The sequence below is a fragment of the Pseudomonas sp. FG86 genome, from assembly GCF_057808775.1.
Genome location: NZ_JBMDIS010000008.1, coordinates 92,606 through 109,464, shown reverse-complemented (window position 1 = coordinate 109,464; position 16,859 = coordinate 92,606). Strand labels below are relative to the sequence as shown.

General features: G+C 61.4%; 13 protein-coding genes. 10 read left to right on the top strand and 3 right to left on the bottom strand.

What is annotated here, in order from left to right; translation table 11 throughout:
* Window positions 1–23: 23 nt before the first annotated feature.
* Window positions 24–761: a 30S ribosomal protein S2 gene (gene rpsB / locus ACODSV_RS08180; RefSeq protein ID WP_003219330.1), complete on the bottom strand. Its 738-nt coding sequence runs from the start codon at window positions 759–761 to the stop codon at window positions 24–26.
* A 386-nt stretch (window positions 762–1,147) separates the two neighbouring features.
* On the opposite strand from rpsB, the gene map reads away from it, so the two are divergent.
* The 3 genes from map to dapC all read left to right on the top strand — a co-directional run bounded on the left by map (window position 1,148) and on the right by dapC (window position 5,953).
* Complete coding sequence (map, locus tag ACODSV_RS08175) at window positions 1,148–1,942, top strand: type I methionyl aminopeptidase (protein ID WP_024073824.1); 795 nt, start codon at window positions 1,148–1,150, stop codon at window positions 1,940–1,942.
* Between the two features lie 64 nt (window positions 1,943–2,006).
* Complete coding sequence (locus ACODSV_RS08170; RefSeq protein ID WP_150055957.1) at window positions 2,007–4,709, top strand: [protein-PII] uridylyltransferase; 2,703 nt, start codon at window positions 2,007–2,009, stop codon at window positions 4,707–4,709.
* Window positions 4,710–4,753: 44 nt separating this feature from the next.
* Complete coding sequence (dapC, locus tag ACODSV_RS08165; protein ID WP_150055958.1) at window positions 4,754–5,953, top strand: succinyldiaminopimelate transaminase; 1,200 nt, start codon at window positions 4,754–4,756, stop codon at window positions 5,951–5,953.
* Between the two features lie 12 nt (window positions 5,954–5,965).
* Here the strand turns inward: dapC and ACODSV_RS08160 are convergent, their stop codons facing one another.
* Window positions 5,966–7,609: a Na+/H+ antiporter gene (locus ACODSV_RS08160; RefSeq protein WP_041160857.1), complete on the bottom strand. Its 1,644-nt coding sequence runs from the start codon at window positions 7,607–7,609 to the stop codon at window positions 5,966–5,968.
* 267 nt (window positions 7,610–7,876) lie between these two features.
* On the opposite strand from ACODSV_RS08160, the gene ACODSV_RS08155 reads away from it, so the two are divergent.
* From ACODSV_RS08155 to ACODSV_RS08140, 4 genes are all read left to right on the top strand, one after another.
* On the top strand, window positions 7,877–8,185 hold the full coding sequence (locus ACODSV_RS08155; RefSeq protein ID WP_229999207.1) for an arsenate reductase: 309 nt from the start codon (window positions 7,877–7,879) through the stop codon (window positions 8,183–8,185).
* Between the two features lie 32 nt (window positions 8,186–8,217).
* Window positions 8,218–9,252 (top strand): 2,3,4,5-tetrahydropyridine-2,6-dicarboxylate N-succinyltransferase, encoded by a 1,035-nt coding sequence (dapD, locus tag ACODSV_RS08150; protein WP_024073820.1) that lies wholly within the window; start codon window positions 8,218–8,220, stop codon window positions 9,250–9,252.
* A gap of 68 nt (window positions 9,253–9,320) precedes the next feature.
* Window positions 9,321–10,526: an aminotransferase class V-fold PLP-dependent enzyme gene (locus ACODSV_RS08145; protein ID WP_150055960.1), complete on the top strand. Its 1,206-nt coding sequence runs from the start codon at window positions 9,321–9,323 to the stop codon at window positions 10,524–10,526.
* Window positions 10,523–10,936, top strand: coding sequence for a SufE family protein (locus tag ACODSV_RS08140; protein WP_150055961.1), 414 nt, complete (start codon window positions 10,523–10,525; stop codon window positions 10,934–10,936). Before ACODSV_RS08145 ends, ACODSV_RS08140 begins: the two co-directional genes overlap by 4 nt.
* 55 nt (window positions 10,937–10,991) lie before the next feature.
* Here ACODSV_RS08140 and tcdA read toward each other — a convergent pair whose 3' ends face one another.
* A complete protein-coding gene (gene tcdA, locus ACODSV_RS08135; RefSeq protein WP_411736730.1) occupies window positions 10,992–11,801 on the bottom strand; it encodes a tRNA cyclic N6-threonylcarbamoyladenosine(37) synthase TcdA in 810 nt (269 codons plus the stop codon).
* A gap of 218 nt (window positions 11,802–12,019) precedes the next feature.
* Between tcdA and ACODSV_RS08130 the strand changes: the two genes are divergently transcribed.
* The 3 genes from ACODSV_RS08130 (at window position 12,020) to ACODSV_RS08120 (ending at window position 16,812) form a co-directional block, all read left to right on the top strand.
* Window positions 12,020–14,611, top strand: coding sequence for a glycosyltransferase (locus ACODSV_RS08130; protein WP_024073816.1), 2,592 nt, complete (start codon window positions 12,020–12,022; stop codon window positions 14,609–14,611).
* Between the two features lie 240 nt (window positions 14,612–14,851).
* Window positions 14,852–16,003: a succinyl-diaminopimelate desuccinylase gene (gene dapE / locus ACODSV_RS08125; protein WP_024073815.1), complete on the top strand. Its 1,152-nt coding sequence runs from the start codon at window positions 14,852–14,854 to the stop codon at window positions 16,001–16,003.
* Window positions 16,003–16,812 carry a putative RNA methyltransferase gene (locus ACODSV_RS08120; protein WP_024073814.1) on the top strand — a complete coding sequence of 270 codons (810 nt, stop codon included), beginning with the start codon at window positions 16,003–16,005 and terminating at the stop codon, window positions 16,810–16,812. Before dapE ends, ACODSV_RS08120 begins: the two co-directional genes overlap by 1 nt.
* The last annotated feature ends 47 nt before the right edge of the window (window positions 16,813–16,859 follow it).

Below are 16,859 nucleotides of genomic sequence, written 5' to 3'. Positions count from 1 at the left end.
CTGAGTCAACGCCAGGGCGTCAATTACTCAGCTGCGGCTACCGGAGCTTCTTCAACGAACTGCTCGGTGCCACCAGCAACGTGGTTGCGACCACGGATAACAGCGTCAGCCATCGAACCCATGTACAGCTGGATAGCGCGGATGGCGTCATCGTTGCCTGGGATGATGTAGTCAACGCCTTCCGGGCTGCTGTTGGTATCGACTACGCCGATAACAGGGATGCCCAGCTTGTTGGCTTCGGTGATCGCGATGCGCTCGTGATCAACGTCGATAACGAACAGTGCGTCAGGCAGACCGCCCATGTCCTTGATACCACCCAGGGAACGATCGAGCTTTTCCAGGTCGCGAGTGCGCATCAGCGCCTCTTTCTTGGTCAGCTTGGCGAAAGTACCGTCTTCGGCTTGCACTTCAAGGTCACGCAGACGCTTGATGGAAGCACGGATGGTTTTGAAGTTGGTCAGCATGCCGCCCAACCAGCGGTGATCGACGTACGGCGAACCGCAACGTGCTGCTTCTTCAGCAACGATCTTGCCAGCGGAACGCTTGGTGCCGACGAACAGAATCTTGTTTTTGCCCTGGGCCAGGCGCTCTACGAAAGTCAGCGCTTCGTTGAACATTGGCAGGGTTTTTTCAAGGTTGATGATGTGGATCTTGTTACGCGCGCCGAAAATGTACTTACCCATTTTCGGGTTCCAGTAACGGGTCTGGTGACCGAAGTGCACACCGGCCTTCAGCATATCGCGCATGTTGACTTGGGACATGATAGTTCCTTAATAAGTCGGGTTTGGCCTCCACGTATCCCAATGACCAACCAGCGGCATCAAGGCCTCCGGCACCCAGGTCATCGTGTCGACACGTGTGTGGATTTAAGCTTCGCGGGGTATCCCCGGAAAGCGGCGCATTTTATACCACAGCAAGGGCGAAAACGAAACCCGCAATCACATTTGCCAACCACGTCTTTTGCGCAAGCCTTTGAATAGAGCCAATATAGCCCCACCTTATAGAGAGAACCGATCACCAGACGCTCATGATTTGCCACCCGCGTCTGGTAGAATCGCGTTTTTTGGGCTTGTGCGAATTCTGTAACCTTTTGTCGCACGCCCGCAAACCGTATTGATTTCAGCGCGTCGCGCTAGAGAGAGCCTGTATGACCGTTACTTTGAAAACCGCCGAAGACATCGCAGGCATGCGCGTTGCTGGCAAACTGGCGGCCGACGTGCTGGAAATGATCGCCGAACACGTCAAGCCAGGTGTCACTACTGAAGCGCTGGACCGTATCTGCCACGACTATATAGTCAACGTGCAAAAGGCCATCCCTGCGCCGCTGAACTACAAGGGTTTCCCCAAGTCGATCTGCACCTCGATCAACCATGTGGTATGCCACGGGATTCCCGGTGACAAACCGTTGAAGGACGGCGACACCCTGAACATCGACGTCACCGTGATCAAGGATGGCTACCACGGCGACACCAGCCGCATGTTCCACGTCGGCACCGTACCGGTCTGGGCTGAGCGCCTGTCCCAGGTCACCCAGGAATGCATGTACAAGGCCATCGAGATCGTCAAGCCTGGCTGCCGCCTGGGCGACATCGGTGAAGTGATCCAGAAGCACGCGGAAAAGAACGGTTTCTCGGTCGTCCGCGAATTCTGCGGCCACGGTATCGGCAAGGTGTTCCACGAAGAACCGCAGATCCTGCACTACGGCCGCGCCGGCACCGGCATGGAACTCAAGGCAGGCATGACCTTCACCATCGAGCCGATGATCAACCAGGGCAAGGCCGACACCAAGGTTCTGGGCGACGGCTGGACCGCCATCACCAAGGACCGCAAGCTCTCGGCCCAGTGGGAACACACCCTGCTGGTCACCGACACCGGCTACGAAATCTTCACCCTGCGTGCGGACGACACGATCCCACGCATTTCGGGTGCGGCTTCGGCGTAACGGCTGCCCAGGTTTTCCCCCACTGTGTTCTGACTGACTGATAGATAGAAAGGAAAGCCGATCAATGCCCCAGGTGGATCCCGAACTCTTCGACCGTGGCCAGTTCCAGGCCGAACTGGCGCTGAAGGCGAGCCCTATCGCCGCCTTCAAGAAGGCTATCCGCCAGGCCCGCGAGGTGCTCGACGAGCGCTTTCGCAGCGGCCGGGACATTCGCCGGCTGATCGAGGACCGCGCCTGGTTCATCGATAACATCCTGCAAAAGGCCTGGGAACAGTTCACCTGGAGCGAAGACGCCGATATCGCCCTGGTCGCGGTCGGCGGCTATGGCCGTGGTGAACTGCACCCCTACTCCGACATCGATTTGCTGATCCTGCTGGACAGTGCCGATCATGAGATCTTTCGCGATTCCATCGAGCGTTTTCTGACGCTGTTGTGGGATATCGGCCTTGAGGTCGGCCAGAGCGTGCGCTCGGTCGACGAATGCGCCGAAGAAGCCCGTGCCGACCTGACCGTCATCACCAACCTGATGGAAAGCCGCACCATCGCCGGCCCCGAGCGCCTGCGCCAGCGCATGCTCGAAGTCACGAGCACCGCACACATGTGGCCCAGCAAGGATTTCTTCCTGGCCAAGCGTGCCGAGCAGAAAGCCCGGCACCACAAGTACAACGACACCGAATACAACCTGGAACCCAACGTCAAAGGCTCGCCGGGCGGGCTGCGGGACATCCAGACCATCCTGTGGGTCGCCCGCCGCCAGTACGGCACCCTGAACCTGCGCGCCCTGGCCGGCGAGGGTTTTCTGGTGGAGAGCGAAAACGCCCTGCTGGCCTCGTCCCAGGAATTCCTGTGGAAAGTGCGCTACGCCCTGCACATGCTCGCCGGGCGCTCCGAAGACCGCCTGCTGTTCGACCACCAGCGGTCCATCGCCACCCTGCTCGGTTTTGAAGGCGAAGACGCGAAGACCAGCATCGAAAGCTTCATGCAGCAGTACTACCGGGTGGTCATGAGCATTGCCCAGCTCAGCGACCTGATCATCCAGCACTTCGAAGAAGTGATCCTGGCCCCGGAAGACGAAGCACCACCGCAGCCGATCAACGCGCGTTTCCAGCTGCACGACGGCTATATCGAGGCGCGTAACGACAACGTGTTCCGCCGCACCCCGTTCGCCATGCTGGAAATCTTCGTGCTGATGGCCCAGCAGCCGGAAATCAAAGGCGTGCGTGCCGATACGATTCGCCTGTTGCGGGAAAACCGTCACCTGATCGACGATGATTTTCGCAATGACATCCGCAACACCAGCCTGTTTATCGAACTGTTCAAATGCAAGATCGGCATCCACCGCAATCTGCGGCGGATGAACCGCTACGGGATCCTCGGGCGTTACCTACCGGAGTTCGGCTTTATCGTCGGGCAGATGCAACACGACCTCTTCCACATCTACACGGTGGACGCCCACACCCTGAACCTGATCAAGCACCTGCGTAAGTTGCAGTACACCCAGGTCTCCGAAAAATTCCCGCTGGCCAGCAAGCTCATGGCCAAGCTGCCCAAGCCCGAGCTGATCTACCTGGCCGGCCTGTATCACGACATTGGCAAAGGCCGGCATGGCGACCACTCGGAAATCGGTGCGGTTGACGCCGAGGCCTTCTGCCAGCGCCATCAGTTGCCGTTGTGGGACAGCCGCCTGATTGTCTGGCTGGTGCAGAACCACCTGATAATGTCGACCACCGCCCAGCGCAAGGACTTATCCGACCCGCAGGTGATCCACGATTTCGCACAGATCGTCGGCGATGAAACCCGCCTCGACTACCTGTACGTACTGACCGTCTCCGACATCAACGCCACCAACCCGACGCTGTGGAACTCCTGGCGCGCCAGCCTGTTGCGCCAACTCTACACCGAGACCAAGCGCGCCTTGCGTCGCGGCCTGGAAAACCCGGTGGACCGCGAAGAGCAGATCCGTCGTACCCAAAGCGCGGCCCTGGATATCCTGGTGCGCGGCGGCAACGACCCGGACGACGTCGAACAGCTCTGGTCGCAACTGGGTGATGATTACTTCCTGCGCCACACTGCCGGCGATGTGGCCTGGCACAGCGACGCCATCCTCCAGCAACCCGCCGATGGCGGCCCGCTGGTCTTGATCAAGGAAACCACCCAGCGCGAATTCGAGGGCGGCACGCAGATCTTCATCTACGCGCCCGACCAGCACGACTTCTTCGCCGTGACCGTGGCCGCCATGGACCAGCTCAACCTGAACATCCATGACGCCCGCGTGATCACCTCCAGCAGCCAGTTCACCCTCGACACCTACATCGTGCTCGACACCGAAGGCGAGTCGATTGGCGACAACCCGGCGCGGGTCAAAAAGATTCGCGAAGGGCTCACCGAAGCGCTGCGCAACCCGGATGACTACCCGACCATCATCCAGCGCCGGGTACCTCGCCAGCTCAAGCATTTTGCCTTCGCCCCCCAGGTGACCATCTCCAACGATGCACAGCGTCCGGTGACCGTGCTGGAGCTCAGCGCGCCGGACCGTCCGGGCCTGTTGGCACGGATCGGCGGCATCTTTTTGGAGTTCGACCTGTCGTTGCAGAATGCCAAGATTGCGACCCTGGGCGAGCGCGTGGAAGACGTGTTCTTCATCACCGACGCCGATAACCAGCCACTGTCCGACCCGGAGCTGTGCCGCCGCCTGCAGGACGCGATCGTCCAGCAGCTGAGCGTGACCCAGGAACCCGGTGTCGAACTGACACGACTGACCATTTAATCAGCGCCGCCCCCAGTTTTTAACGCCTTGCACGAGATCCACCGATGAACAACGCCCTGAACCAGCTGCAGCCCTACCCGTTCGAGAAACTGCGCGCCCTGCTCGGCAGCGTCACGCCCAACCCAGGCAAACGCCCGATCGCGCTGTCCATCGGCGAACCGAAGCATAAATCCCCGGAATTCGTGGCCAAGGCGCTGGCAGATAACCTCGACCAGATGGCGGTCTACCCAACCACCCTGGGCCTCCCGGCATTGCGCGAGGCCATCGGTGCCTGGTGCGAACGTCGCTTCAATGTACCCAAGGGCTGGCTCGACCCGGCGCGCAATATCCTGCCGGTCAACGGCACCCGCGAAGCACTGTTCGCCTTCACCCAGACCGTGGTCAACCGCGGCGACGATGCCCTGGTGGTCAGCCCCAACCCGTTCTATCAGATCTACGAAGGCGCCGCCTTCCTGGCCGGGGCCAAGCCGCACTACCTGCCATGCCTGGATGCGAACGGTTTCAACCCGGATTTCGACGCCGTGTCGCCGGACATCTGGAAACGCTGCCAGATCCTGTTCCTGTGCTCCCCCGGCAACCCGACCGGCGCGCTGATCCCGGTTGAAACCCTGAAAAAACTGATCGCGCTGGCCGACGAGTATGACTTCCTCATTGCCGCCGACGAATGCTACAGCGAGCTCTACTTCGACGAACAAACCCCGCCGCCAGGCCTGCTCAGCGCCTGCGTGGAACTGGGCCGCGAGGACTTCAAGCGTTGCGTGGTGTTCCACAGCTTGTCCAAACGCTCCAACCTGCCAGGCCTGCGCTCCGGCTTTGTCGCCGGCGACGCCAATATCCTCAAGGCATTCCTGCTTTACCGCACCTACCACGGCTGTGCAATGCCGGTGCAGACCCAATTGGCCAGCATTGCCGCCTGGCACGACGAAGCCCACGTAAAGGCCAACCGTGACCTGTACCGCGAAAAATTCGACGCGGTGCTGGCAATCCTCAAGCCGGTACTGGACGTGCAAAGCCCGGACGGTGGTTTCTACCTGTGGCCGAACGTGGAAGGCGACGATGCTGCATTCTGCCGCGACCTGTTCGTGGAAGAACACGTCACCGTGGTGCCGGGCTCGTACCTGTCACGCGAAGTGGATGGCTTCAACCCCGGCGCCGGCCGTGTGCGCCTGGCGCTGGTTGCGCCATTGGCCGAGTGCGTGGAAGCGGCCGAGCGGATTCGGGATTTCATTCAGCGTCGCCGGTAAGCCCCTCACGGGTCATTTCACTTGACCCAGGTTTGCCTCACTCATATCCAGATCCGCCAATACCTCCCTCAAGACGTCATCACCAATCTGGTGATGACGGCTCAAGCTGTACAACTCCAAGCGCTGCGCACGCAGCGCCTTGAGCCGAAGCTTGCGCTCAAGCAGATCCATCTGCTGAGCGAGCGCCTGGGCCTCGGCCGAATCGTTGAACACCTCCAATTGATGACGGTATTCCGACATCAACCGCGCCTTGAGTTCAGTGGCGAGCGCGGCCTGGGCGGCATCCTGGGTTTCGGTTTCAGAGGGTTCATCTGCCTCCAGGGCATGGATGGCCGCGACGGCGGTTTTTTTCCAGGCCTCACGCACTTCGTTGTGGCGCTTTTCATCCGGGCTCTTTTCGATGCCGCGCAGCAACAGCGGCAAGGCGATGCAGGCGGCAATCAGCGAGAGCAGGATCACCCCGGCGGCGATGAAAATCAGCAGGTCACGCTCCGGGAAGTCATGCCCCGGCGCCAACAGCAAAGGCACCGACATCACACCGGCCAAGGTCACCGCCCCGCGCACACCGCCGATGGTCAACAGCCAACAGGAACGGGCAGTAGGCACCAACGTCAGCTCGCTTTTCCCCCGTAGCCGCCGCAACAGGCCCGACAACCGCCATATGCTCTGTACCCAGATAAATCGCAGCACCAGCAGCACCAGGAAAATCGCGATCACGTCCAGGCAGCGGTACAACAACGTCGGCCAGAGCGTGGCTTCATGGCTTACCACGGCCTTGATGATGTCTGGCAGTTGCAGGCCGAGCAGCAGGAAGATCAGGCCGTTGAAGGCAAATTCCAGCAACGACCACACACTGCGGTTGAGCAAGCGCGTGCTGGTCTGGCGCGGCAGCAGATCAAGCCAGCTTTGCATCATGCCCGCCGCCACCGCCGACAAAATCCCCGAAGCCCCCAAGCGTTCGGCCAGCACATACGCGGCAAACGGTAGCAGCAGCATGAAAACCACGTGGGTGGCCGGATCATCCCAACCGCGGGCGATCATCCAGGCGCGCAATCGGCCAACCAGCCAGCTCAACGCCACCCCGACCGCCAGCCCACCCATGGCCACAAGGACAAAGGTGAGGCTGGCATCCGCCAGTGAAAACACGCCGGTCAACGCTGCCGCCAGGGCGAACTTGAAGGTCACCAGGCCCGAGGCATCATTCATCAGCGCCTCGCCCTGGAGCATATGCATCAGGGGTGTAGGTAAACGGTTCTGGGAAATGGCCGACACCGCCACGGCGTCCGTCGGCGACAACACCGCCGCCAGGGCGAAGGCCACCGGCAACGGAATCGCAGGCAACAGCCAGTGAATGAAGTAGCCAGCACCGACCACGGTGAACAGCACCAGCCCCACCGCCAACGTCAGGATCGGGCCGCGCAGGCGCCACAACTCACGCTTGGGCATGCGCCAGCCATCCGAGAACAACAACGGTGGCAGGAACAGAAACAGGAACAACTCCGGGTCCAGCGCCACATGCAGCCCCAGCGTGGGCCAGGCCAGCAAGGCACCCGCCGCAATCTGCACCAGGGGTAACGGCAGCGGGATGATGCGCCCCACCAGACGCGAAACGCTGACCAGCATCAGCAGGATAAGAACGGTGTAGGCGGTTTGCATAACGCGGGTTTCCCGGACGATCGACTTGCAACGACACACATCAGGCAACAACTGGCCGTTGAAGTGCCATATTACCTGGGTATGTTACCCACCTATGCTGCGTGCTGGCTTTTGCACAATAGTCGCACGGTGCTGACGAGCGGCACCCAAAGCCGCTGGTCGTGGCATAATCCGTGACCTTTCAGTTTCATTTGTCCAAAAGGGGGCAATTCCTTGACCGCTTCAAGCAAAACGTTGCACCTTTTCGGCATCAAAGCCTGCGACACCATGAAAAAGGCGCGCACCTGGCTCGATGAGCACGGTGTCAGCTATGAGTTCCACGACTACAAAACGGCCGGCATCGACCGCGAACACTTGACCCAATGGTGCAACGAGCACGGTTGGCAGGTGGTTTTGAACCGTGCGGGCACCACCTTTCGCAAACTCGAAGACGAACGCAAAGCCGATCTCGATCAGTCGAAAGCCATTGAACTGATGCTCGCACAACCCTCGATGATCAAGCGCCCGGTGCTTGATCTCGGTGACAGAACCCTGATTGGCTTCAAGCCAGATAGTTATTCGGCGGCCCTCAAGTAGGCCAGCCCTTCCATTTTTGTAGAGGTAACAGCATGTCCAATTCCCTGTTCAGCCTGGGCTTCGGCGTCGGCACTCAGAACCGCCAAGGTGCTTGGCTGGAAGTGTTTTACGCACAACCCTTGCTCAACCCATCGGCTGAAATCGTTGCCGCCATCGCGCCGATCCTTGGCTACAGCGAAGGCAACCAGGCGATCACCTTCACCGTCGCCCAGGCCCTGCAACTGGCGGATGCGCTCAAAGGCGTCGATGCCACCCAGGCAGCCTTGCTGAGCCGCCTGGCGGAAAGCCACAACCCGCTGGTCGCCACCGTGCTGGCCGAAGACGCCGCGTTGACCTCCACGCCTGAGGCCTACCTCAAGCTGCACCTGCTGTCCCATCGCCTGGTCAAGCCTCACGGCCTGAGCCTGGCCGGTGTGTTCCCACAGTTGCCGAACGTGGCCTGGACCAGCCAGGGCGCAATCGACATCAATGAACTGGCCGAACGCCAGTTGGAAGCGCGCCTGCGCGGCGAAGTGCTGGAAGTGTTCTCGGTGGACAAGTTCCCGAAAATGACCGACTACGTAGTGCCGAGCGGCGTGCGTATCGCTGACGCCGCGCGTATCCGCCTGGGCGCCTATGTGGGCGAAGGCACCACCGTGATGCACGAAGGTTTCGTCAACTTCAATGCCGGCACCGAAGGCCCGGGCATGATCGAAGGCCGTGTGTCGGCGGGTGTGTTCGTCGGCAAGGGTTCGGACCTGGGCGGCGGTTGCTCCACCATGGGCACCCTGTCGGGCGGCGGCAATATCGTGATCAAGGTCGGCGAAGGCTGCCTGATCGGCGCCAACGCCGGTATCGGTATCCCGTTGGGCGACCGTAATACCGTGGAATCTGGCCTGTACGTGACCGCCGGCACCAAGGTTGCGCTGCTCGACGAGAAGAACCAACTGGTCAAGGTGGTCAAGGCGCGCGAACTGGCCGGCCAACCGGACCTGCTGTTCCGCCGTAACTCCGAGACCGGTGCCGTGGAATGCAAAACCCACAAATCGGCCATCGAACTGAACGAAGCGCTGCACGCTCACAACTAAGCAGCCACTCGATGCCACTAGCGGGCCGCGCCTTCGAGGCGCGGTTCGCTTATACGAGTCTTGACCCCATGCTTGTGCCCTCTCCCTGGCGCGCCGACTTTCCGGCCATCGCCACCCTGCAACGGCAAGACCAGACCTATCTGGATAACGCCGCCACCACGCAAAAACCTCAAGCCCTGCTGGATGCCATCGGCCATTACTACGTCAATGGCGCTGCCAACGTGCACCGTGCCCAGCATTTGCCGGGGGCCCATGCAACACAGGCGTTCGAGGACAGCCGCAGCAAGGTCGCGCAATGGCTGAATGCAGGCGACAGCGGGCAAATTATCTTTACCCACGGCGCAACCTCGGCGCTGAACCTCCTGGCCTATGGCCTTGAGCACTTATTCAACGCGGGCGATGAAATTGTCATCAGCGCCCTGGAACACCACGCCAACCTGCTGCCCTGGCAGCAGTTGGCCAAACGCCGCGCGCTCACACTGTTGGTATTGCCGCTGGGCGATGACGGCGTGATTGACCTTGAAGCCGCCGCCGCATTGATCGGCCCGCGCACGCGACTGCTGGCGGTGAGCCAGTTATCCAACGTCCTCGGTGCCTGGCAGCCGCTGGAAGCCCTGCTACCGCTGGCCCGCGCCCACGGTGCCCTGACGGTGGTGGACGGGGCACAGGGCATCGTCCATGGCCGGCATGATATGCAGGCCCTGGGTTGCGACTTCTATGTATTTTCCAGTCACAAGCTGTATGGCCCGGATGGCGTCGGCGTGCTGTATGGCCGCAACGAAGCCCTGCATCACCTGCGCCACTGGCAATTCGGCGGCGAGATGGTGCAACAGGCCGACTACCACAGCGCCAGCTTTCGCCCTGCCCCGTTGGGTTTCGAGGCCGGTACCCCGCCGATTGCCGGCGTGATTGGCCTGGGCGCGACTCTGGACTACCTGAACTCCCTGGATCTGCCGGCGGTGGTCGCCCATGAAGCGGCCCTGCATGACTACCTGCTGCGCGGGCTGAAAGCCCGCAACGGCGTACGCGTACTGGGAGCGCCACAGGTGGCGTTGGTCAGCTTTGTAGTCGAAGGCGTGCACAACGCCGACCTTGCCCACCTGCTGACTGAGCAAGGCATTGCAGTGCGCGCCGGCCATCATTGCGCAATGCCGCTGCTCAAGGCGATGCATTTGTCGGGAGCGATCCGTGTATCCCTCGCGCTGTATAACGACTCCGATGACCTGGAACGCTTCTTTGAAGCCCTGGACCAGGCGCTGGATATGTTGCGGTGAGCCTGCCAGTGGATGCGCTGGCTGCGCTGGAAGCCTTTCAGTCGATCGGCAGCTGGGAACAACGCGCGCGAATGTTGATGCAGTGGGGTGAACGTCTGCCCGCATTGGCGAATGAGGATAAGGTCGATGCCAACCTGGTGCAGGGCTGTGAGAGCCTGGTGTGGTTGGTGGGGCGCCTGGAGCAGGATCATTGGCAATTCGCCGCGAGCAGCGATGCGCGGATGATTCGTGGCTTGGTGGCGTTGCTGCTGGCGCGGGTCAACGGATTATCGGCGGCTGAATTGCAGGCGGTCGACTTGCCCGACTGGTTCAATCAGCTGGGGCTTTCCCGCCAGCTGTCGCCGTCGCGCAGCAATGGTCTCAATGCTGTCTTGCAGCGCATGCGCGAACTCAGCCATACACACAACTGAATGTGGGAGGGGGCTTGCCCCCTCCCACATTTTGAACGGTGTAAAGTTCTGAGACTCAGGTGGGTTTGACCCGCTCCGAGGGTCTACGCACCCCGGCCACGATCTTGTCCACCGCCTTGGTCGCCGCGACCATGCCGAAGGTCGCGGTCACCATCATCACCGCGCCAAACCCGCCGGCGCAGTCCAGTTTCACGCCATCACCGACAAAGCTCTTCTGCAAACAAATGCTGCCGTCCGGCTTCGGATAGCGCAGTTGCTCGGTGGAAAACACGCACGGCACGCTGTAATGACGAGTCACGGTACGCGAGAAACCATAGTCACGGCGCAGGGTCGAGCGCACTTTCGAGGCCAGGGGATCGTTGAAGGTGCGGTTCAAGTCGCACACCTGGATCAGCGTCGGGTCGATCTGCCCGCCGGCGCCACCGGTAGTGATGATCTGGATCTTGCGGCGCTTGCACCAGGCAATCAGTGCGGCCTTGGCGTTGACCGCGTCGATGCAGTCGATCACGCAATCAATGTTCGGCGTGATGTACTCGGCCATGGTGTCACGGGTCACGAAGTCTGCTACCGCATGCACGGTGCAGTCCGGGTTGATGCCGCGCAGGCGCTCGGCCATGACCTCGACCTTGGGTTTGCCCACGGTACTGTCGAGAGCGTGCAATTGGCGATTGCTGTTGCTGACGCAGACATCGTCCAGGTCGAACAGCGATATCTCTCCTACGCCGCAACGGGCGATGGCTTCCGCCGCCCAAGAGCCGACACCGCCGACGCCGACGATCGCCACATGGGCCGCCTTCAAGCGGTCCAGGCCTTCAATGCCATACAAACGGGCGACGCCTGCAAACCGCGGATCTTCTGTGCTCATGACCATTACCCCAAAAACCGGCGCGCATTATAGGGCCACACCGCGACAAGTTCTAAGCTTCAAGCTACAAGTAAAGAACTTAGGTGAACATTCGCGGACTAACGTCCGGCTTTTCGCTGTCTGCTATACGCTCAGTGAGACGCCGGTGTAGGATGCGCGCCGTTCGGCGCAGGCCGACACCTCTTTTCGTTCCACACCCTTTGGAACCCGAAATCGCCATGTCATCGCGTAAATTTGGACTCAACCTGGTGGTGGTGCTGGCAATTGCCGCGCTATTCACCGGCTTCTGGGCGCTGATCAACCGCCCGGTCACTACCCCCAACTGGCCTGAACAGATCTCCGGTTTTTCTTACTCGCCGTTTCAACAAGGCCAGTACCCGCAGAAAGACCAATACCCGACCGACGACCAGATGCGTCGCGATCTGGAGATCATGAGCAAGCTGACGGACAACATCCGTACCTACTCGGTCGACGGCACCCTGGGGGACATCCCCAAGCTGGCGGAAGAGTTCGGCCTGCGGGTAACCCTGGGGATCTGGATCAGCCCGGACCTGGAACGCAACGAGCGTGAAATCCAGCGGGCTATCGAGATCGCCAACAGCTCGCGCAGCGTCGTGCGGGTTGTCGTGGGTAACGAAGCGTTGTTCCGTGAAGAGATCACCCCCGAGGCGCTGATTGTGCTGCTGGATCGGGTGCGCGCCGCCGTAAAAGTACCGGTGACCACTTCCGAGCAATGGCATATCTGGGAAAAGAACCCGCAACTGGCCAAGCACGTCGACCTGATTGCAGCGCACATCCTGCCGTTCTGGGAATACATCCCGATGGACAAGGCCGGCCAGTACGTACTCGACCGCGCCAGGGATCTGAAGAAATTGTTCCCGAAAAAACCGCTGCTATTGTCGGAAGTTGGCTGGCCAAGTAACGGCCGTATGCGCGGAGGTAATGAATCGTCCCCGGCAGACCAGGCGATTTACCTGCGTACGCTGGTGAACAAGCTGAACCGCCAGGGCTATAACTACTTCGTGATCGAGGCTTTCGACCAGCCTTGGAAAGTCAGCGACGAAGGTTCGGCCGGCGCTTACTGGGGCGTGTACAACGCCGCGCGCCAGCAGAAGTTCAACTTCGAAGGGCCGGTAGTTGCGATCCCGCAATGGCGCGTCCTGGCGATCGGATCGGTGGTGCTTGCACTGCTGTCCCTGACCCTATTGATGATCGACGGCTCGGCCCTGCGCCAGCGTGGCCGCACCTTCCTGACCTTTATCGCGTTCCTCTGCGGTTCGGTATTGGTGTGGATCGGCTACGACTACAGCCAGCAATACAGCACCTGGTTCAGCGTGACCGTCGGCATCTTGTTGGCCCTGGGCGCTCTGGGCGTGTTCATCGTGTTGCTGACCGAAGCCCACGAGTTGGCAGAAGCGGTATGGACCCACAAGCGTCGGCGTGAATTCCTGCCGGTAGTGGGGGATTCGGACTACCGCCCGAAAGTGTCGATCCATGTGCCGTGCTACAACGAGCCGCCGGATATGGTCAAACAGACCCTCGACGCCCTGGCCGCCCTCGATTACCCGGACTACGAAGTCCTGATCATCGACAACAACACCAAGGACCCGGCCGTGTGGGAACCGGTGCGCGACTATTGCGCCACCCTCGGCCCGCGCTTCAAGTTCTTCCACGTGGCCCCACTGGCCGGCTTCAAGGGCGGCGCGCTGAACTACCTGATCCCGCACACCGCCAAGGATGCCGAAGTGATCGCCGTGATCGACTCGGACTACTGCGTGTCGCCGAACTGGCTCAAGCACATGGTGCCGCACTTCGCTGACCCGAAAATCGCCGTGGTGCAGTCGCCGCAGGATTACCGCGACCAGAACGAAAGCACCTTCAAGAAGCTCTGCTACGCCGAGTACAAAGGCTTCTTCCATATCGGCATGGTCACCCGTAACGACCGCGACGCGATCATCCAGCACGGCACCATGACCATGACCCGACGCTCGGTGCTCGAAGAACTGGGCTGGGCCGACTGGTGCATCTGCGAAGACGCCGAACTGGGCCTGCGGGTATTCGAGAAAGGCCTGTCGGCGGCGTACTACCACGACAGCTACGGCAAGGGCCTGATGCCGGATACCTTTATCGACTTCAAGAAACAGCGCTTCCGCTGGGCCTATGGCGCGATCCAGATCATCAAGCGTCACACCGCCAGCCTGTTGCGCGGCAAGGACACTGAGCTGACCCGTGGCCAGCGCTACCACTTCCTCGCGGGCTGGTTGCCGTGGGTGGCAGATGGCATGAATATCTTCTTCACCGTCGGCGCGCTGTTGTGGTCGGCGGCGATGATCATCGTGCCGACGCGGGTCGACCCGCCGCTGTTGATTTTCGCGATCCCGCCGTTGGCGTTGTTTGTGTTCAAGGTTGGCAAGATCATTTTCCTGTATCGCCGTGCGGTAGGGGTGAACCTCAAGGATGCGTTCTGCGCCGCACTGGCTGGCCTGGCGTTGTCCCACACCATCGCCAAGGCGGTGTTGTATGGCTTCTTCACCACCAGCATTCCGTTCTTTCGCACACCGAAAAACGCGGATAACCACGGCTTTTGGGTCGCGATTTCCGAAGCGCGCGAAGAAATGTTCATCATGCTGCTGTTGTGGGGCGCGGCGCTGGGGATCTACCTGGTGCAGGGCCTGCCGAGCAATGACATGCGTTTCTGGGTGGTGATGCTGCTGGTGCAATCGCTGCCGTACGTGGCGGCATTGATCATGGCGTTCCTGTCGTCGCTGCCGAAACCGGCGCCGAAGGTGGAGCCTGTCACCGTCGCGTAAAAACTTGCGCAATGCACTAAACGGCGGCCTCTGGCCGCCGTTTTGCTATAAGATAACGGCCGTTTTATGAGTCTTGGCCTCGGCCAATGCTTTGTGTGGGAGGGGGCTTGCCCCCGATGGCGGTGGGCCAGTCAACAGATGCAGTGACTGACACTCAGCCATCGGGGGCAAGCCCCCTCCCACACTGAATCTGCGCCACCCTACGTCCTGCGCCCATTACACGCTTTCCGGAGTTTTACCATGACGGCCCATGCCGATCTTTCGCCGACCCTTCAACTTGCCATCGACCTGATCCGTCGCCCCTCGGTGACGCCGATCGACGCCGATTGCCAGAAGCTGATGATGCAGCGCCTGGGCGACGCCGGTTTTGCGCTGGAGCCGATGCGCATCGAAGACGTGGACAACTTCTGGGCCACCCACGGCAAGCATGACGGCCCGGTATTGTGCTTTGCCGGCCACACCGACGTGGTGCCGACCGGCCCGGTACAGGCGTGGCAAAACGACCCGTTCGACGCACTGATCGACGAAAACGGCATGCTCTGCGGGCGCGGCGCGGCGGATATGAAAGGCAGCCTGGCCGCGATGCTGGTTGCCTCCGAGCGCTTTGTGAAGGACTACCCGGACCACAAGGGCTCGGTCGCCTTCCTGATCACCAGCGATGAAGAAGGCCCGGCGCACCACGGGACCAAGGCCGTGATCGAGCGCCTGGCGGCACGCAAGGAACGCCTGGACTGGTGCATCGTCGGCGAACCGTCGAGCACTGCTCTGGTGGGCGACGTGGTCAAGAACGGCCGTCGCGGCTCCCTCGGCGCCACCCTGACCGTGCGCGGCGTACAAGGCCACGTGGCCTACCCGCACCTGGCAAAGAACCCGATTCACCTGGCCGCGCCAGCCCTGGCTGAACTGGCCGCCGAGCATTGGGACAACGGCAACGCATTCTTCCCGCCGACCAGCTTCCAGATCTCCAACCTCAACTCCGGCACTGGCGCCACCAACGTGATCCCGGGTGACCTGACGGCGGTGTTCAATTTCCGCTTCTCCACCGAATCCACCGTCGAAGGCCTGCAACAACGGGTCGCGGCGATTCTCGACAAGCATGGCCTGGACTGGCATGTGGAATGGGCGCTGTCGGGCCTGCCGTTCCTCACCGAGCCAGGCGCGCTGCTCGACGCCGTGTCGGCGAGCATCAAGGCGATCACCGGCCGTGAGACCCAGGCGTCCACCAGCGGCGGGACCTCCGATGGACGGTTCATCGCCACGCTGGGTACCCAGGTGGTCGAACTGGGCCCGGTGAACGCGACGATCCACCAGGTCAACGAACGCATCCTGGCCAGCGACCTCGACGTGCTCACCGAAATCTACTACCAGACCCTGATCAAGTTGCTCGCCTGATGCTGGCCTGCCCCATTTGCAGCGCACCGCTCAACGCGGTGGACAATGGCGTGGCGTGCCCCGCCGGGCACCGTTTTGACCGTGCGCGCCAGGGTTATCTGAACCTGTTGCCGGTGCAGCACAAGAACAGCCGCGACCCGGGCGATAACCTGGCGATGGTCGAGGCGCGCCGCGACTTCCTCAACGCCGGGCACTACGCCCCGGTGGCCAAGCGCCTGGCCGAACTGGCCGCCGAACGCGCGCCGCAACGCTGGGTGGATATCGGCTGTGGCGAGGGTTACTACACCGCACAGATCGCCGACGCCCTGCCCCACGCCGACGGCTACGCCCTGGATATCTCCAAGGAAGCGGTCAAGCGTGCGTGCAAGCGCAACCCGGCGCTGACCTGGTTGATCGCCAGCATGGCCCGCGTACCCTTGGCCGATGCCAGCTGCCAGTTTCTCGCCAGTGTGTTCAGCCCGTTGGACTGGCAAGAGGCCAAACGCCTGCTCAGCCCCGGCGGCGGCTTGATGAAAGTCGGCCCCACCCGCGGCCACCTGATGGAACTGCGCGAGCGCCTGTACGACGAAGTGCGCGAATACACCGACGACAAGCACCTGGCCCTGGTACCGGACGGCATGAGCCTGGCGCACAGCGAGACCCTGGAGTTCACCCTGAGCCTGGCTGAGCCCAAGGACCGCGCTAACCTGCTGGCCATGACGCCCCACGGCTGGCGCGCCAGTGCCGAGCGCCGTAGCGAGGTGATTGAGGCCGTCGAACCGCTGCGGGTCACCGTATCGATGCGTTACGATTATTTCGTGCTTCAATAACCGACTTTTCGGGCACTGCGCCCCCCCCTAAGCATCCGCGAATGGAT